We start from the raw sequence: 19,054 nt of genomic DNA, 5'->3' as shown, positions 1-19,054 counted from the left end.
ACTTATCTCAGGACGGGACATTTTTAAGTAAAAAGCCACTATCGTCATGATGGTGGCTTTTTCAGTTATGATTTGTTTTGCGATTACTTGGCTAATTAAGCTTTCGCAAATTTATAGGTACGGAAACCGCCAATCAGGTTGCGCGCCATATAGCCATTGTTTACAAGCTGGCGGTATGCGACGTTACCACGGAGGCCAACAGCACAATAGATAACAATCTCTTTATCTTTTGGTAGTTCATTCATGCGGTTGCGAAGTTGGTCAACCGGAATGTTAAGGGCACCCTCGATATAACCCATGTTCTCAAGTTCACCCGGATTACGCACATCCAGCAGAACTTGGTCTTCTGACAGGTTCTCAATTTCATCGAAATGAATCGCTGTCGCATCACCTTTCATGATGTTACTGGCAACAAAAGCAGCCTGATTAATGACATCTTTAGCACTGCCGTATGGTGGCGCATAAGTCAGTTCAAGATGCTGCAATTGTTCTACTGTCATACTTGCACGCTGTGCTACTGCCATCACGTCGATACGTTTATCAACGCCGTCTTTACCTACAGCCTGAGCGCCAAAAATTTTACCTGATTGTGGGTCAAACAGCATTTTGAATGACACGATTTCTGCACCAGGGTAGTAGCTGGCATGGCTGGCCGTGTGAACGTATACCTTTTCATAATTGGTGCCTTCACGCTTCAGCTGCTTTTCGTTCTTACCGGTAGAAGCGACGGCTAAATCGAAGATCTTACAGATCGCTGTTCCCTGAGTGCCTTGGTAGGTTTCGTTGCGACCCAGCATATTATCTGCAGCCATACGACCCTGACGGTTAGCCGGACCGGCTAGTGGAACAAGAGTGGCGTCACCTGTTACAAAGTCTGCTTCTTCAATTGCATCACCCACAGCATAGATTGCAGGATCGCTGGTCTGCATGCTCGAGTTGGTCCAGATACCGCCAAGTTCACCGATTTTCAGTCCGGCTTCTTGTGCCAGCTTGATTTCAGGACGAACACCGACAGCCATGATCAGGATGTCCGTTTTTAAGGTATCACCATTGCTCAGGGTCAGATCCAGATGGCCATGGATATGCTGATGAGCAGCATCTTCACCGGAATCTTCGCTGGCAATATGGGCTTCCGGAACATACTCAACAGCGGAAAGCGCCGTGCTTAAACGCAAATCAACACCGTGGCTACGGATCTCAGCATGAGCAAACCCGGCCATTTCTTTATCTACCGGAGTCATTACCTGATCAGCAAGTTCAAGCAGGGTGGTTTTAATACCGCGCTGGTGGAAGGCTTCCATCATTTCAAGGCCGATGAAACCGCCACCAACCACGGTTGCGTGTTCGACGTTGTTCATCTCAATGGTATGGAGAATCTTGTCCATATCAGGGATGTTACGCAGTGAATGGGTAAGCGGATTGTCAACACCTGGAATCGGTGGAACAACCGGTGCAGCCCCCGGGCTGATCAGCAGAAAATCATAGTTTTCGGTGTACTCAGAGCCGTCTAACATACTACGAACAGTAACAGACTTTTCTTCACGGTTAATGCTGATGACTTCGTTCATAGTACGAACGTCAACATTAAAACGGGCAAGGAAGCTTTCCGGAGTTTGTAGCAACAGTTTGCTTCGTTCTTTGATATCACCACCAATGTGGTAAGGCAAACCGCAGTTGGCGAATGATACGAATTCACCACGTTCAAACATGATAATTTCGGCGTCTTCGCTTAAACGGCGGGCACGTGCTGCAGCAGAAGCGCCACCTGCAACACCTCCGACGATAACAATTTTAGTCATTGATAACTCCACAAAAACATAAATCAACAGAGAACTAAACCAAGCTTAGTCCTCGGGATATTCGGTATGGGTTTTTTAGCTGATACTCTGATTTTTAACTTAAGGCTTTGATGTAAATCCAAGTTTACTTAATACGTTGGTTGCCGGGCAAAAACCTGTGAATGCGCTTTGGATCAGGTTGGCACCTATAAACAGGGTGAACCAATAAAAGTTTGGATGGACCCAAAGTGTTAATGCCACGGAAATAAAGATCATTGTTCCTGCGAATACGCGAACAGCATTTTCCAATGTCATATCTTTTCTCCCCGGACAGGTTTTAGCAATTAACGATTCTGTTGAAAACTATAAAACTTTAATTTAGCTTTGTCTAATAAATATTATTCTAAATTAGTGTTGACTTAACCCCGTGGTTTAGTAATCTCTAAATTAGGTTTTGCTTTGGTAGTGAGGGTGAAATGATCGACATAGATAAAATGCACTGTCATGCGATTGAAGTAGCTAACTGGTTGAAAACTATCGCTCATCCGGAGCGTTTGATGGTTCTGTGTCAGTTAACTAAAGGGGAAGTACCTTTGAAAGAATTGCAACAGAACTCGAGCCTTGGGCAATCAGCGCTCTCACAACATCTCGCCATTCTAAAAGCGCAGAAGCTGGTCAGTTTTCGTAAGCAGTCTCAGCAAGTGTTTTATTCTCTGGCGGATGACAAATCAAAACAGCTACTTGAAGCGTTACAAGGTATTTGTTGTGTATCGGAGGAGAAGAAATGACTGGGCTGATTCCACTGAATGCGTTACTGGGAGGGATGTTGTTAGGTGTATCTGCAGTATTGCTATTGATGGTAAACGGTCGGGTGGCCGGTATCAGTGGTATTGTTGCCGGTTTGCTAAAGCCGCAAAAAGGGGAGTTTTCATGGCGATTTCTTTTTGTGCTGGGAATGATTCTGGCTGGTTTGATAGCGCCTTACCTTGGCTTTGACTTTCCACAGACTCTGCCGGTGACATCGACGTTGATGCTTGTCATTGCAGGATTGCTGGTGGGGTTGGGAACCAAACTTGGCAACGGTTGCACCAGCGGTCATGGCATATGTGGGGTGGGACGACTTTCAAAGCGTTCGATAGTCGCAACTGGTGTATTTATGGCTGCCGCTGCCATTACTGTTTTTATTCGTCTTCATAGTTAAGAGGCCAGAATGTTTACACGATTTGTCACTTTGTTAGCTGGTTTGTTGTTTGGCTTGGGCATGATGATGTCCGGTATGGTTGACCCGAATAAAGTTATTGGATTTTTAGATTTTGCCGGTAATTGGGACCCAAGTCTGGCCTTCGTGATGGGAGGTGCGTTGTTTGTTTTTATGCCTGCGTATTTCTTTATCATCCGCAAAATGGATCGCCCTGTCTGCGATACAGATTTCCGGTTAAGTAAAAAACAAGCTGTAGATAGCCGGTTGGTTATCGGAGCTGTGCTGTTCGGCATCGGCTGGGGGATTGCAGGTATATGCCCTGGCCCTGCTGTGACGTCATTAGCAGGTGGTCATGTGAGCGTTTTGATATTTAGTGCCAGCATGGTGGCTGGAATATGGCTGGGTTGCAGACTGACAGATATGTTTGAAAACGCTAATGAGCTCAAAGTTAAAACTGCAGATGTTAACTAACCTCAATAGCGACATGTCGAAATAGCAGGGTATTGATTAAAAAAATATTAACTCATGGGATTCGCAGAGATAGAACCGATTTGTGAGCGATGACTGAGAAGGTCAGCGGTATTGAAAAGCAAGGGAGAAGCAAGATGGCAGATAAGGTCAGTCAAGGCATAGTCGCTAAATTCCTTAACAGCTTCTTTCCTCCTATTTTGATCATTCTGGCTTTGATGGCTGGTGTCGCAGCTTTATTGCTTACGCCAAGGGAAGAAGATCCGCAAATCATAGTGCCAATGGCTGATGTGCTGATTCAGGCACCGGGCCTTTCTCCGTCACAGGTTGAGAATCAGGTGACTCAACCTCTGGAAAAACTCCTCACTCAGATAGATGGTGTCGAAGATGTTTATTCGACATCTCTGAAAGGTGCTGCTCAGGTTATCGTTCGTTTTTATGTTGGTGAGCAGCGTGAAGAAGCTCTCATCAAGCTTTATAACAAGATTTATTCGAACCTGGATCTGGTTCCTCCATCCGTTACTCAATGGGCCGTCAAACCGGTAGAAATTGATGATGTCCCTGTTGTTGTTGCGGCGCTTTACAGTACAGAGCCGGAGTTGACCGGCAGTGCTGAATTGCGCCGAATCGCCGAACAAGCAGTTAATCAGCTACAGGCGTTGAATGATACCAACCGCGTTTCTGTTGTCGGGGGGAATCCGCGGGTGATTCAGATTTCGCTCGATGCTGCAGCTATGGCAAGTCGAATGACCACAGTAGATGATATCCAGCAGGCTTTTGCGCTGACTAACCAGCACCAGCAACTTGGAAATATTCATCAGCAGGGGCGGGTATATCAGCTCGAAAGCGGACAATTTTTCCGGAATGCAGACGATGTTGCCGATACGGTAGTGAATGTTGTTAATGGACAGCCTGTCTACCTGAAAGATATTGCTACCGTCACCGACGGACCAGAGGAAGCTGAAAACCAGACCTGGTTCAGCTTTGGGCCGGCAACTGAGCAGTTCAGTCAGCAGAGAGCGGAGCCTTACCCTTCTGTTTTTCTTGCTGTTGCAAAACAGAAAGGAAGTAATGCGGTCTGGGTTGCTGATGACGTGGTCAGCTTGTTGGCAGAGATGGCTGACACTCAATTTCCGCCGCACGTTAAAATTTCTGTAATTCGTAACTACGGCGATACAGCCAATGAAAAAGTCGGCAATTTGGTATCCAGCTTGGGTTTGTCGATTCTTACCGTAGTGGTATTTGTTGGTGTATTTCTTAACTGGCGTTCGGCCGTGGTCGTCGGGATTGCTATTCCGATAAGTTACGGTGCAGCGCTGGCGATGGACCTAGCCTTTGGTTATACCATCAATCGGGTAACCCTGTTTGCTCTTATCCTGGCTTTGGGCCTGATTGTCGATGATCCTATAGCCAGTATTGATAATATTGAGCGCTTCCTGAAGCGCAAAGGTCTCAAAAAGCCGATGGCAATTGTGATGGCAATGTCTGAAATTCGCAGTGCACTGTTGATGTCTACTGTGGCCATTGTCATTGTTTTTACCCCGATGTTTTTTATCACCGGAATGATGGGACCATACATGGCTCCGCTGGCCTTTAACGTTCCCGTCAGTGTGATTTTCAGTACCGCAGTCGCTTTCTTGATTACTCCGTGGCTGGCTAAAAAGATACTGACCACTGCGACAGACAAAGGTCATTACCGTATAGAAGGAACGCTGTTATATAAAGCTTACGAAAAGGTACTTACGCCGCTTTTGGCTCGTAAGCGAAACAGTGTCATCTTCCTTATTGGTGTCGGATTTGCCTTTCTTGCGGCAGCAATGCTGCCTACTTTGCGTGTTGTCCCTCTCAAATTGCTTCCTTATGACAATAAGAATGAATTCCAGCTGGTATTGAATATGCCGGAAACCAGCAGTGTCGAGCAAACCTCTAACGCCCTGAGCGACTTTGCCGATTACCTGAAAAGTGTGCCTGAGGTGGTGTCAGTATCAGGTTTTGCCGGAATTGCATCACCGATGGACTTTAACGGTATGGTCCGGCACTACTTTATGCGAACCATGCCTCATCAGGGAGAGTTGCGCATTGTGCTGGCAGAAAAGAACCGCCGTCGGCAGCAGTCTCATGAGCTGGTGACCCGCTTGCGTGCAGACTTGACGGCAATCGCACAAAAACTGGATGCCGATATACAGTTGGTGGAGACTCCGCCGGGGCCTCCGGTGATAGCGACGATTATCGCAGAGGTCTACGGTCAGCCACAGACTCCGTACCACGAGCTGCAGACAGCAGCAGTTAATGTTGCAGAACGATTGAAGCGAGAGCCTTTTGTGGTGGAAACGGATACCAGCATTCAGGGGGAACTGGAAAGCTGGCAGTTTATTGTCGACTCAGAGAAAGCCGCGTTATCCGGTGTCTCTGTACAGGACATAAATCAAACTCTGGCCGCCGCCAATATCGGACGGGTTGTCAGTTATCTGCATGATGATTATGAAATTAATCCGCTGCCGATTGAAATTCGTCTCACGCGAAGTCAGCGAGATGATCTCAGCGCACTGGAGAACCTCTATGTACGAGGTATGCCGGGTATTACCAAGCGGGTAGAGCAAGGACGGTTGGTTGATGCAGGGCAACCATTGGTACAGATATCTGAGCTGGGTGACTTCGTGAAAGTACCGGCACCACAACCTGTAATGCGTAAAAATCTCCGTCAGGTTGTCTATGTCTTTGCCGAGTCTGCTGGTCGTGTACCTGCGGAAGTGGTTGTGGATGTGTCCGCTGATCTGCAAACCGCATCAGGTGAGGTTATGCTCGCGTCGGATGAAGGAAATATTCGCCAGCCAGGTAACCGAACCTACTTTTCTAATGGCGGCGATGATTTCTGGCAGTTGCCGCCAGGCATTGAAGTGAAATGGAGTGGTGAAGGGGAATGGAAGATCACCCTGGATGTATTTCGCGACCTGGGTATTGCCTATGGAGCCGCATTATTGGGCGTGTTTGTGGTAATGGTATTGCAAACAGGGCTACCTGCTGTCTCTGGAATTATCATGTTGGCAATTCCCTTAACTGTCATCGGCATTATGCCGGGGTTCTGGCTTCTCAATCAGATTGGAACCACTGAAATTAACGGTATTCCGAATCCGTCTTTGTTCACTGCAACTGCCATGATCGGCATGATAGCACTTGCCGGGATTGTAGTTCGTAATTCGCTGGTGTTGATTGAGTTCATCCACCAGTCATTAAGAGAAGGTGAAACACTCAGGGATGCGTTGATTAAAGCGGGAGCTGTCAGGATGAGACCAATATTACTTACCGCCGGAACGACTCTGCTCGGTAATGTGGTGATAACCCTGGATCCAATTTTTAATGGTCTCGCATGGGCGATTATCTTTGGTATCGCTGCATCGACATTGTTTACTTTGCTGGTGATACCCGTTGTTTATTATCTTGCTTATGCCAACCAACCTGGCCATGGATTACCGGAAAAACCCGAATCCGAAAATAATGTGGATGTAGAAGAGAGCAATAACGCTGAATCGAACCAATTATTCAATTCACCTGAAAACTACAGGGAGTCGCAATTATGAGTACGAAAAAGCTGGCACTGATAATTGCCGCGTTTGCAGGGCTTGGGATCCTTTTCTTTGCGATATCCGGTGGTTTTGTAACCAAACTTAATACTGAAAATGAGTCGTTGCAGGGAGAACCATTAGCCGGACGTGAAACTGTTCAGGTTACAGCCCGCAAATTACCGGTGTGGCAGGCATATACAGGCACCATTATTGCTGATCAGCAGGCAACACTTTCTGCCAGATTGACGGCTCAGGTTGCTGACGTTTTAGTTGATGTAGGGGATAAAGTAAAAGCGGGAGATATTCTTATTCGGCTTGATAACCTGGATCTTGATGCTCGTGTCCGTCAGACAGAGCAGGCACTGGCTAGTGCACAGGCACAGTTGAACATTGCCCGTAAGGATTATGCCCGAACAAAATCATTAATTCAGAAAAAGCTGGTTGCTCAGTCAAAACTTGATGAAGCCCTGAGTGCACTACAAACTGCTGAAGCTAACTTTAAGCAGCATCAGGCTTCACTGGAAGAAGCTCAGACTACCTATGGCTACAGTATTATTGCTGCACCTTTTGATGGTGTGATTACGCAAAAGTTGGTACATAGAGGTGATATCGCATCCCCCGGTGTTGCTATGCTGAGCCTGTATAACCCTCAGACATTGATGATGGAAAGCTCGATTGCTGCCAGCCAGCGGTATTTATTGGAGCTGGATCAGCAATGGCCCGTCACTCTTTCTGAGCAGAAACTGTCATTCAACGGTGTCATAAAAGAAATAACGCCTGCTTCTGATGCCGGGTCACGAAGTGTGATTGTGAAGCTGGCTTTTAGCAATGGCGCATCACAGCCGGACGAGCAGTTGATCTATCCTGGCATGTTTGCACGGGTGAAGATTCAGACCGGCGAACAGGAGTCTTTGTTGATTCCTCGCTCCGGTATGTATCGCATCGGGCAGTTGCAATACATTAAGGTGGTTGAAGATAACCGTGTTGTTCCTCGGCTTGTTGAAACCCGTGCTTTTGACAATGACAACTTGATTGTCAGGAAAGGGGTGACAGAATATACGGTTCTACTTGTAAGCCCATAATTGTTGCTTGATTCCGGTAGATGGGCATAACGTTAACCACGCTTTTAGCGTGGAGATCCTTACAGAAACCCGATAAACCATTAATGAGATCGAAGATTTCATTAATGGTTGTTGTGATTTAATTCCCATAACCTTAAGTTGCTATTTGACCGAACAAAAACAGGATAATTTACGGAAGATTATCCATATCTGCAGGGACATATCGTTTTTTGGAGTACGATAAATGAAACATCATACAGCAGGGCTGCCAGATACAGCCACGAATGGCTTGTCGCATATGCGATGTTCAGCCGCTCAACCTCATCAACATTCTGCTTTCTCTTCTGCTTTTACCTTCCCGTATTTTGGCTTCTTTGCCGATTTCCGATTTAGCAACTTTAGCTAATTCCCCTGTTTAGTCCTCAACGGACTGGCGATTCCTGTATTAATTCAGGTTTGTTTTTCGCTGCTGACCACGGTGTTTAACTTTGTAGATCGCAAAACAATCCCTTTTATCTGTTTGAGACTGACCGAACAATTTAATCAGACAGAGCGATATAAACATTTTCAGAGATAATTGTTGTGAAATTGAAGCTATTAGGTAGTGCGCTGATCGTTGCGGGTACAGCGCTGGGTGCGGGAATGCTGGCAATCCCGATGGTACTGGCACAATTCGGCCTGCTATGGGGCACATTGATGATGCTTTTCATCTGGTCGGGTACAACTTATGCGGCGTTGTTGCTGCTTGAAGCCAGCATTAAAGCTGGTGGTGGCCTGGGAATGAATACCATTGCCCGTAAAACACTGGGCAAGGGCGGCCAGGTAGTCACAAACGGCCTTCTTTATGCCTTGCTGGTTTGTCTGTTGATGGCTTACATCATCGGTGCCGGTGATCTGGTTAAGAAAATGCTGAGCGGTGTGGGTCTTGAGTTAACCATGATGCAGTGTCAAATTGCTTTCGCTCTGATCGCTGGTGTTGTAGTTGCTGCCGGTACCGCGGCGGTAGATAAGCTGAACCGGGCTCTGTTTGCCGTTATGGTGGTGATGTTGGGTCTGACCCTGGTATCTCTGGTTCCGACTATTTCTGTCGATAATCTGTTAGAAGCCTCCAGCGACAGCAAAATCGATCTAATCAAGACAAGTTCCGTACTGTTCACCAGCTTTGGCTTTGTTGTGGTTATCCCGTCTTTGGTTACATACAACGAAGACGCGACCCATAAGCAGCTACGTAACATGATTATCAGTGGCTCCTGCATTCCATTGGTTTGTTACCTGTTCTGGCTATACGCAGCGATGGGTAATCTGTCAGCTGAACAGATGGTATCTTTCGCGAATGTTTCTGAGCTGATTGCCGCTTTGGGCGCAAATCACAGCATTATCAACGTGGTTCTGTCGGTATTCACTGGCCTTGCTTTGCTGACATCTTTTCTGGGTGTTGCAATGGCGCTGTTCGATCAGAATGCGGATGCTTTCAAACAGAACCGAGCGGTGACGTATGTACTGACCTTTATTCTGCCATTGGCTGGTGCGCTGCTTGCCGCGGATAAGTTCCTTTCTGTTCTTGGTTATGCTGGCATCATTCTGGTCTTCCTGGCGGTGTTCATCCCAATGGCAATGACCATTAAATTGCGTGGTGAAGATGACTCTGCATTTGAAGTTGATGCGACAGGTGTACTTTACAGAGCGGGTGGTGGCCACATGGCGATGGGACTAAGCTTCCTGTTCGGATGCTTCCTGTTAGCTGCTGAGCTTATTTAAACTTCACCGAATAAAACGACGAAAAAAAGGCGTTTACCCTCAAGGTAGACGCCTTTTTTATTCAGAGAAATTGTTGAAACTGAAGCGTACAATAGTGTTTGACCGAACAATAATGTACTGATTTTAAAAGCCTTTCAATGACCGAACGAAGGCTTCTTTCAGCATCCCGTTTGGAGTACTACAAGGGAATAGGACGGGATAACTGTCTGTTTCAATCAATGTGGTGATAATACAAACTTTCCTGTAGTGCGGCTATAGCTCATGACTTTTGTGCAATGTCATAATTGAGCTGCAAGTGTAAACTTATTAATACAGATGATTGAAAAAACAGCAGTTTAAGATAATCTGATGGTGTTAACAGGAATAAATAGCAATGCTTTGTCTGGTGACAGGGGTAATATATTGCTATCGAGAATAGTAAAAGGATGTTGGGGGAATAGTTATGTTTTGGGATGACGCTGTACTTGTATCTGAAAAGGCGTTGGCTGGTGGTGAATTGATGCCGATAACCACAGAAGCTGAGGTCATTCAGGAGCATGGCGTGAATTATCTCGGCTATGTCGTTACTCAAAACGCCCGGAAAAAGCCGATCGCGAAAACTCAGCAGGCTAACCCTTTTTTACCTTATGAGCCGGCTATGTATGTAGGGGAGGCCGGTAAGAATCATGTCTGTCTACTTAATAAGTTCCCGGTGATCTCTCCTCATCTTCTTATTTGCTCCAAAGAGTTTGTTGCTCAGTCCTCGCCTTTGACATCGGATGACTTCAAAGCATGGTTGTTAGGCTTCAGTCGTTTTGATGTGCTTGGTTTTTATAATAGTGGTCCAGAGGCCGGTGCCAGTCAGCTTCATCGTCATATGCAGATTGTACGGGCGGACATACCGATGGAACCTGTTATTTCATCGGGTAAGTTGCCGTTTAAGCATTGCCTCTTTGTTCATGACGAGCTGAATGCGGACAGATTGTATCAACGCTATATGACAGCGTTGGAGTTATTGTCGTTAAACGACAATAACCAAGGCCAGTGTCTGCCTCATAACATACTGCTGACAGCACGCTGGATGTTGGTGTTGCCTCGATCGATAAACAATATAGAAGGGGTTTTTGCCAATGCTCTTAACTACAGCGGGCGTTTTTTGGTCAAGGAGCCAAAGCAGTTGGAGTGGTTACAGCGTTACGGGATTATGCGCTACTTATCTGAATGCAGTGTAATCTAGAGGTTTAGATACGTCATTAACTCAAGGACTGTTTTCAACTGTTTCAGATAAAAGAAAACCCGGTTGCCGAAGCAACCGGGTTTTAACACTTAAAGTAATTAAAAATTACTTCTTAGCGTTTTTCTCTTTCTGCTCAGCGATTACTTCTTCAGCAACGTTTGCAGGACATGGTGCGTAGTGTGAGAACTCCATAGAGAACTGACCACGGCCAGAAGTCATAGTACGTAGAGTACCGATGTAACCGAACATTTCTGACAGAGGTACATCACCCTTGATACGTACGCCAGTAGCGCCAGCCATCTGGTCTTTGATCATGCCGCGACGACGGTTAAGGTCACCGATTACGTCACCAACGTGGTCTTCTGGAGTGAACACGTCAACGTGCATGATTGGCTCAAGAAGCTGAGCACCCGCTTTAGGCATTGACTGACGGAATGCGCCTTTCGCTGCGATTTCGAATGCTACTGCTGATGAGTCAACTGCGTGGAAGCCACCGTCGAACAGCTCAACTTCAACGTCTAGTACTGGGAAGCCAGCTAGAACACCGTTGTCCATCATGCTCTGGAAGCCTTTCTCAACTGCAGGCCAGAATTCCTTAGGAACGTTACCGCCAACAACAGTTGAAGAGAAAGTGAAGCCTGAGTTTGGCTCACCTGGCTTGATGCGGTAGTCGATCTTACCGAACTGACCAGAACCACCAGACTGCTTCTTGTGCGTGTAGCTATCTTCAATTGCTTGAGTGATAGTTTCACGGTAAGCAACCTGTGGCTGACCAACAACTAGGTCAACACCGTAAGTACGCTTAAGGATGTCAACTTTGATGTCTAGGTGAAGTTCACCCATACCTTTCAGGATTGTTTCGCCTGAATCTTCGTCAGTCTCAACCTGGAATGATGGATCTTCTGCAACCATTTTACCGATCGCGATACCCATCTTCTCAGAACCGCCTTTGTCCTTAGGAGCAACAGCGATAGAGATTACTGGCTCAGGGAAGATCATTGGTTCAAGAGTACATTCGTGCTTAACATCACACAGAGTGTGACCAGTCTGAACGTTCTTCATACCAACAACAGCGATGATGTCACCAGCTTGTGCTGAATCGATCTCGTTACGCTGGTCAGCGTGCATCTCAACCATACGGCCGATACGCTCAGTCTTACCAGTTGCGCTGTTAAGGATTGTGTCACCTTTCTTCATCTTACCAGAGTAGATACGGATGAAGGTTAGGGCACCGAAACGGTCGTCCATGATCTTGAACGCAAGCGCACGTAGCGGCTCGTTTTCGTCAACTAGTGCAACTTCACCAGTCGCTTCACCAGTGTCTGGATCTGTTAGCGGCTGAGGATCAACTTCTGTTGGAGATGGTAGGTAATCTACAACTGCGTCAAGAACTAGCTGAACACCTTTGTTCTTGTATGCAGAACCACAGTAAGTTGGGAAGAATGCTAGGTCACGAGTACCCTTACGGATACAACGCTTGATGTCTTCGATAGAAGGTTCTTCACCTTCCATGTAAGCTTCCATTAGGTCATCGTCTTGCTCAACAGCAGTTTCGATTAGCTCTTCACGGTAAGCTTCTACGTCATCAACCATATCCGCTGGGATTTCTTTGATTTCGTAGTTTTCTGGAAGACCAGTGTCATCCCATACAAACGCCTGACGGCTTAGTACGTCAACAACACCAACGAAGTCGTCTTCACGACCGATTGGTAGAGTCATAACCAGAGGAGTAGCACCTAGAACGTTCTTAACCTGGTCAACAACGTTGTAGAAGTCTGCACCCATACGGTCTAGTTTGTTTACGAAGATCAGACGAGCAACTTCTGATTCGTTCGCGTAACGCCAGTTAGTTTCTGACTGAGGCTCAACACCACCAGAACCACAGAATACACCAACACCGCCATCAAGAACTTTAAGAGAACGGTATACTTCAACTGTGAAGTCAACGTGTCCCGGAGTATCGATGATGTTTAGACGGTGATCGTTCCAGAAACAGGTAGTCGCTGCAGACTGGATTGTAATACCACGCTCAGCTTCCTGCTCCATGAAGTCAGTAGTAGTTGAGCCATCGTGTGTGTCACCGATCTTGTGGATTTTACCAGTAAGCTTAAGGATACGCTCAGTAGTAGTGGTTTTACCCGCATCAACGTGCGCGAAAATACCAATGTTTCTGTATTTAGATAAATCTGCCATTGTTTTTCTCTATAAACAATTACTGTCACTATTCGGTGGGGGAGTATATCACTGATTCCAACAAACATTACATAGATCATTTAAGATTAAATGAACATTTGCTTGTTTTTGCTCCGTCTTTTTCACATTTCTGGCTTAAACGCTCAATAAAAGTGCAGAAAGTATGGTGAAGCAAGATTATATACTGGGAATTTGCCCAGTTATAAGTCGCTTAGTGTCAATTCCAGCTTACGGTTTGTTGCTTTAAACTGCCTGCATTAATGTGGTTGCCATAAAAAATGTGTAAGACTTAAATCGCGTTAAGTCTAGTCTGATTCAGCTATAGCTACCAGTACGAGGCATATTTTTATTCTTTTGCCAAAGGGTGTCAGTTATGTTTCATTTGTTTGGCATCACTAGTATGAGTTGGTCTTCATAGACTTATTAGTGAGGTTGGGCACTTTTATTCGAAGGTTTTATGGCAAGTTATTTTTTGATTGCTGCGCAGTGTCATTGATGAGGGGGATGCTGTACCGGACGGAATATCAAGTTCTGATGTGAAAGCTTCCGTCCGGTAGGAAAGAAAGGATTAGTGATTAGAGAAGTTGTCGCCTTTTGCCATGCGATCGTACAGGATGACGTTTACTGCGGCAGCAAGGTTCATACAGCCTTCAGTTGGTACGTAGATAGTTTCTCTGCAGAATTCCGTGATTTCTTTCTTCAATGTGCCGTCTTCAGGACCAAATATGTAAAAAGCACGTTTAGGGTGCTTGTAATTGGGTAGGGGTTTGGCACCTTCAATCAAATCGACGGCAACAGGCACACAGTCGTGTGGGATGATTTCTTTTAAGTCCTGTACGCCAATCAGTGGGATATCCTGGTAGACATTTTTAGTATCAGTACAGAACTTCTTAGCAAGGTCGTATCGCGTCCCTGTATAAAACACTGAATTTACCCCGTAACAACCAGCCGCGCGCATGACTGAACCAACATTTTCAGGCGTTTTGGGATTGAAAAGTCCCACACAGGAATAACCTTTGTTCATAACTTGTACATCTTCTAAATCTAAAAAGAGGCAGGATTATACGGATTTTTCAGGAAGAATGCAGGGGGAGACTAGATTGAGCTAGAGGAGAGTCGGTAAATCGGGTTCTTTTATAGGTTAAGAACCCAATTGTTAAATCAGTAAGATTAGCCGCAGCACTTCTTATATTTTTTACCGCTTCCGCATGAGCAAGGGTCATTTCGGTTAGGTGTTTTTTCAAAAACAGTCGTTTGTGGCTTATTTAGCAGTGTTTCAAGCTCTATGATGTTTTCAGCAGCGTCTGCGTTGACGGTAATAATACCAACCAGCTTGTTTTCGGCCAGAGTCGCCTCGACTTCAGCTTTACGTGTTTCGCTCTGAACTGTCAGAGGTAGAGGGTTTTCTTCGGTGCCTAATTTAGCCGAACGTTTTGTGTTGAAGCCATAGCTTTCATGCTTTGGCTTTTTTTCTATGCGGCCTTTGTAGAAAAATTTAGACATAACCTGATCCTGTGTACCTTAAATATTGCGTATCCAGAGCCTTAGTCGGTTCCGGAGAAAAGTGCCCTCATCTGAGATGAGGGAGGTGGATGTTAGCGGCTAATATTGTGCCCTGCAAGCTATAGTCGAATGACTTTGTCGAACCATTCTTGTGTGCAGATGCTTATTGGTATTGATCAAATCGTTAATGCGATTGCTCGTGCTACGTTGTCGAATCTTGGATCCTGTCCTATCGTAGAATAATGAAAACAAAAAGAATTTAGAGATGGATTTTGCGCTGATGCAGGGAGAGGCAAATGTTGAGACAACTCTCATGGACTGTAACTATGCTGCTGGCCAGCGGGATGTTACTGGCAGACGAAGTTGCGGCAAAAGCAGAAACAGAAGCAAAGGAAGTTGTAAATATCATTGAGTCGACCAGCCTGGTCGGATTTGGTGAAGCTAAGTACGGCAGTGACTTTTCTCACTTTGATTATGTAAATCCTCAAGCCCCAAAAGGTGGACTGGTCACTTATGCCCAGGTTGGTACTTATGACAGTTTTAACCGTTACGCGACTCGTGGGGTATCCGTAGCCGGTGCAGATGCGATTTACGATACCTTATTCCTTTCTTCAGATGATGAAATCGACAGCCATTATCCATTAATTGCAGAAAAGGTTCGCTACGCTGATGACTTCTCCTGGATGGAGGTCGATATTAATCCGCAGGCACGTTTTCATGACGGGCATCCAATCACAGCTTCTGATGTCGCTTTTACCTTCAGTAAGTTTATGAAAGAAGGAGTGCCTCAATATAAGGTCTATTTTAAAGACGTGAAATCGGTAACTGCTAAATCAGATCTGACGGCACGTATAGAAATGGCGACACCAAACCGTGAGATTTTGTTTGCTTTAGTAAAAGGTATGAATGTTCTGCCTGAACATTTCTGGAAAGACAAAAACTTAGGTGAACCGCTTACAGCGCCTCCGCTCGGCAGCAGCGCATACAAAATTACCGCTTATAAACCCGGTCAGAGCGTGACCTACTCATTAGTTGATGATTACTGGGCGAAAGAGCTCCCGGTAAATGTTGGCCGTCATAATTTTCAGAATATTAAATACGATTATTACCGCGATGAAACCGTCACGCTGGAAGCTTTCAAGGCTGGGGAGTATGACATCCGCGAGGAGAATGTCGCTAAGTTTTGGGCAACCTTATATCAGGGAACCAATTTCGATAAAGGCTATATTCTCAAAGAAGAAATCGCGCACCAAATCCCTCAATCAATGCAGGCTTTTGTTTTCAATATCCAGAGTCCATATTTCAGCGATGTCAGGGTGCGAGAGGCTCTGAACTATGCGATGGATTTTGAATGGATGAACAAAAGTCTCTTTTATAATCAGTACACCCGTACTCGTAGCTACTTTCAAAATACTGATTATGAAGCTAAAGATAAGCCGTCAGAAGGTGAGCTGAACGTATTGGCTCCGGTTAAAGATAAAGTGCCGCCACGGGTTTTTACTACAGAGTATCAGCCACCAGTCTCGGACGGTTCCGGTCGTATTCGAACCCAGTTGCGTAAAGCTATAGCGTTAATGAAAGATGCCGGTTGGGAACTTAAAAACAAGGTGATGACCAATACTAAAACTGGTGAGCCGTTCGCATTTGAACTGCTTATATATAGCCCGACGACAGAACGCCTGGCGATTCCGGTGCAAAAGAATCTTAAGCTAATGGGAATCGACATGAAGATCCGTACTGTTGATACCACTCAATATATAAAGCGGGTACGGGATCGTGATTTCGATATGGTCTCGGCAGGGTATTCAGCGAACCCTTATCCGAATCCGAATTTGTTGATTGCCTGGAACAGTAAGTTTATCGACAGTACTTACAACCAGGCTGGCGTTAAAGATCCGGCTATTGATTACCTGACAGAGAAAATTGTCGAGAACCAACAGAACCCGGATGTATTGCTGGATTACGGGCGGGCACTTGATCGGGTTTTGCAGTGGAATTTCTTTGTTATCCCCCAATGGCACATCAGTAAATTCCGGGTTGCCAGTTGGGATAAATTCTCTCGTCCGGAGGTCAGGCCGAAGTATTCCCTGGGTAAAGATACCTGGTGGGTTGATCCGGTTAAAGCTGCAAAGTTGCCAGATAAACGCAGGTAGCCATTATGAACCAGAAGTGTTTGGGAAGGTGCAATCATAAGGTACAGGGAAGATGACTGCATATATTATCCGTCGCCTGTTACTGGTGATCCCGACATTATGGGCAATCATTACGATTAATTTTTTCGTGATCCAGATTGCGCCCGGTGGCCCGGTTGAGCAGGCTGTCGCCCAACTGGAGGGCCATTCTTCCGGCATTATGGAACGCTTTACTGGCGGCGGGCAGGAGGTAGCAGCGGTTGAACCCGGTGAAAGTTCGAGTGGCTATCGAGGTTCCAGAGGCTTAGACCCTGAAGTTGTTGAGGCGATCAAAAAGCAGTTCGGTTTTGATAAGCCGTTGCTTGAGCGTTATTGGGACATGCTGAAAAACTACGCCACTTTTAATTTTGGGGATAGTTTGTTCAAAGGCGGCAATGTCATTGACTTGATTATCGATCGTTTGCCTGTTTCAATTTCCCTCGGATTGTGGAGCACATTGATCATTTATTTTGTCTCCATTCCGTTAGGGATCGCGAAAGCCATCAAACACGGTTCCCGTTTCGATATCTGGAGCAGTGCCATAGTGATTGTAGGCTATGCCATTCCCGGCTTTCTGTTCGCAATCCTGCTTATCATCTTTTTTGCCAGTGGCAACTATTTCAGCTGGTTCCCGTTGCGTGGGCTGGTTTCTTCTGACTTTGAACAACTGACCTGGTATCAGCAGATCGGTGACTACTTCTGGCATTTAACCCTGCCTATTTTGGCGATGGTGATAGGCGGCTTCGCAACTCTGACCATGCTGACCAAAAACTCTTTCCTTGATGAAATTAACAAACAGTATGTAGTTACGGCACGGGCTAAAGGACTGGACGAGCGCAGTATTCTTTACCGCCATGTTTTCCGAAACGCCATGCTGATTATTATTGCTGGCTTTCCTGCCGCCTTTATCAGTATTTTTTTTACCGGGGCCATGCTGATTGAAGTGATGTTTTCACTTGAGGGGATTGGCTTGCTCGGTTTTGAATCAACGATACAGCGTGATTACCCGGTTGTTTTCAGTTCGCTGTACATCATGACTTTGCTGGGGCTATTACTGAACATTATTTCGGATCTCACTTATACCTTTGTAGATCCTCGGATTGACTTTGAGGCGCGCTAGTGACGATGAATCCACTGACAAGGGAACGTTGGGCCAGATTTCGTGCACATAAGCGAGGCTATTGGTCGCTCTGGATCTTTTCTGTGCTTTTTGTACTCAGCCTATTTGCTGAGATCATTGCCAATGACAAACCTTTGCTGCTTCATTTCAAATCCGGCTGGTATTTTCCGATAGTGGAGCAGTATTCAGAGACGCAATTTGGTGGTGAATTTGAAGCAGAAGCTGATTACACCGACCCGTACGTGGTCGATTTGATTGAAGCCGACGGTTTTATGATCTGGCCGCTTATCCGCTTCAGTTATGACACCATCAATTATGATCTTGATGGACCTGCACCGTCACCGCCGGACGGGGTTAACTGGCTGGGAACCGACGATAAAGGACGGGATGTACTAGCGCGGATCATCTATGGTTTTCGTATTTCGGTGTTGTTCGGTTTTGCACTGACTATTATCTCAACCATTATTGGCGTGATTGTCGGTGCATGTCAGGGATATTACGGTGGCCGGATTGATTTGTTCGGCCAGCGGTTTATTGAAGTCTGGTCTGGGATGCCGACTTTATTCCTGCTTATTATTCTTTCCAGTTTTGTTGAACCCAACTTCTGGTGGTTGCTGGGTATTATGGTGCTGTTCAGTTGGATGGGGCTGGTGGGTGTTGTTCGTGCTGAGTTTCTTCGCTGTCGTAATTTCGATTATGTCCGGGCTGCGCAGGCGTTAGGTGTGAGTGATGGTCGCATTATGCTCCGTCATATGCTGCCTAATGCGATGGTTGCGTCACTGACTATGATGCCATTTATTCTCAGTGGTTCGGTTACCACATTAACTTCGCTTGATTTTCTTGGTTTTGGCCTGCCAGCCGGATCGCCGTCACTGGGTGAGCTGTTGGCTCAGGGTAAAACTAATCTGCAGGCGCCATGGTTAGGGTTGTCTGCCTTTGTCGTGCTTTCTGTGATGCTGAGCCTGCTGGTATTTGTCGGTGAAGCGGTACGGGATGCGTTTGATCCCCATCAGCAGAGGTAA

Annotated in this window: 15 protein-coding genes; 10 read left to right on the top strand and 5 right to left on the bottom strand. The window is 46.0% G+C overall.

Annotated elements, in window-relative coordinates:
• Nucleotides 1-95: 95 nt before the first annotated feature.
• Entirely contained in the window at nt 96-1,799 is a 1,704-nt protein-coding gene (locus tag C942_RS12185) for an FAD-dependent oxidoreductase (protein ID WP_007466161.1), read from the bottom strand.
• Nucleotides 1,800-1,898: 99 nt separating this feature from the next.
• Nucleotides 1,899-2,093: a YgaP family membrane protein gene (locus tag C942_RS24680; RefSeq protein ID WP_007466160.1), complete on the bottom strand. Its 195-nt coding sequence runs from the start codon at nt 2,091-2,093 to the stop codon at nt 1,899-1,901.
• A 161-nt stretch (nt 2,094-2,254) separates the two neighbouring features.
• Between C942_RS24680 and C942_RS12180 the strand changes: the two genes are divergently transcribed.
• The 7 genes from C942_RS12180 (at nt 2,255) to C942_RS12150 (ending at nt 11,045) form a co-directional block, all read left to right on the top strand.
• Nucleotides 2,255-2,566, top strand: a complete 312-nt coding sequence (locus C942_RS12180) for an ArsR/SmtB family transcription factor (RefSeq protein ID WP_007466159.1) — start codon at nt 2,255-2,257, stop codon at nt 2,564-2,566.
• Complete coding sequence (locus C942_RS12175) at nt 2,563-2,979, top strand: YeeE/YedE family protein (RefSeq protein ID WP_007466157.1); 417 nt, start codon at nt 2,563-2,565, stop codon at nt 2,977-2,979. Before C942_RS12180 ends, C942_RS12175 begins: the two co-directional genes overlap by 4 nt.
• Nucleotides 2,980-2,988: 9 nt before the next feature.
• A complete protein-coding gene (locus C942_RS12170; protein ID WP_007466155.1) occupies nt 2,989-3,450 on the top strand; it encodes a YeeE/YedE family protein in 462 nt (153 codons plus the stop codon).
• Between the two features lie 134 nt (nt 3,451-3,584).
• Nucleotides 3,585-7,025, top strand: a complete 3,441-nt coding sequence (locus C942_RS12165; RefSeq protein ID WP_083882342.1) for an efflux RND transporter permease subunit — start codon at nt 3,585-3,587, stop codon at nt 7,023-7,025.
• The gene (locus tag C942_RS12160) at nt 7,022-8,092 is read left to right on the top strand and encodes an efflux RND transporter periplasmic adaptor subunit (protein WP_007466151.1); all 1,071 of its coding nucleotides are present in this window, start codon (nt 7,022-7,024) and stop codon (nt 8,090-8,092) included. Before C942_RS12165 ends, C942_RS12160 begins: the two co-directional genes overlap by 4 nt.
• Nucleotides 8,093-8,653: 561 nt before the next feature.
• The gene (locus C942_RS12155) at nt 8,654-9,829 is read left to right on the top strand and encodes an amino acid permease (RefSeq protein ID WP_007466147.1); all 1,176 of its coding nucleotides are present in this window, start codon (nt 8,654-8,656) and stop codon (nt 9,827-9,829) included.
• A gap of 442 nt (nt 9,830-10,271) precedes the next feature.
• Nucleotides 10,272-11,045 carry an ATP adenylyltransferase family protein gene (locus C942_RS12150; RefSeq protein WP_007466145.1) on the top strand — a complete coding sequence of 258 codons (774 nt, stop codon included), beginning with the start codon at nt 10,272-10,274 and terminating at the stop codon, nt 11,043-11,045.
• A gap of 105 nt (nt 11,046-11,150) precedes the next feature.
• Here C942_RS12150 and fusA read toward each other — a convergent pair whose 3' ends face one another.
• The 3 genes from fusA to C942_RS12135 form a co-directional block, all read right to left on the bottom strand.
• Nucleotides 11,151-13,238: an elongation factor G gene (gene fusA, locus C942_RS12145; protein ID WP_007466141.1), complete on the bottom strand. Its 2,088-nt coding sequence runs from the start codon at nt 13,236-13,238 to the stop codon at nt 11,151-11,153.
• Nucleotides 13,239-13,806: 568 nt separating this feature from the next.
• The gene (locus C942_RS12140) at nt 13,807-14,262 is read right to left on the bottom strand and encodes an RNA methyltransferase (RefSeq protein WP_007466139.1); all 456 of its coding nucleotides are present in this window, start codon (nt 14,260-14,262) and stop codon (nt 13,807-13,809) included.
• Nucleotides 14,263-14,408: 146 nt separating this feature from the next.
• A complete protein-coding gene (locus C942_RS12135; RefSeq protein ID WP_007466137.1) occupies nt 14,409-14,741 on the bottom strand; it encodes a PBPRA1643 family SWIM/SEC-C metal-binding motif protein in 333 nt (110 codons plus the stop codon).
• A 344-nt stretch (nt 14,742-15,085) separates the two neighbouring features.
• On the opposite strand from C942_RS12135, the gene C942_RS12130 reads away from it, so the two are divergent.
• Genes C942_RS12130 through C942_RS12120 form a run of 3 tightly spaced genes read left to right on the top strand, consistent with a single transcriptional unit; the run spans nt 15,086 to nt 19,054 of the window.
• Entirely contained in the window at nt 15,086-16,894 is a 1,809-nt protein-coding gene (locus C942_RS12130; protein ID WP_051035810.1) for an extracellular solute-binding protein, read from the top strand.
• Nucleotides 16,895-16,946: 52 nt separating this feature from the next.
• Nucleotides 16,947-18,032, top strand: a complete 1,086-nt coding sequence (locus tag C942_RS12125; protein ID WP_007466134.1) for a microcin C ABC transporter permease YejB — start codon at nt 16,947-16,949, stop codon at nt 18,030-18,032.
• Nucleotides 18,033-18,037: 5 nt separating this feature from the next.
• The gene (locus tag C942_RS12120; protein ID WP_036799929.1) at nt 18,038-19,054 is read left to right on the top strand and encodes an ABC transporter permease; all 1,017 of its coding nucleotides are present in this window, start codon (nt 18,038-18,040) and stop codon (nt 19,052-19,054) included.

Source organism: Photobacterium marinum (assembly GCF_000331515.1).
GTDB lineage: Bacteria > Pseudomonadota > Gammaproteobacteria > Enterobacterales > Vibrionaceae > Photobacterium > Photobacterium marinum.
This window is presented reverse-complemented; position numbering and strand designations above follow the sequence as displayed.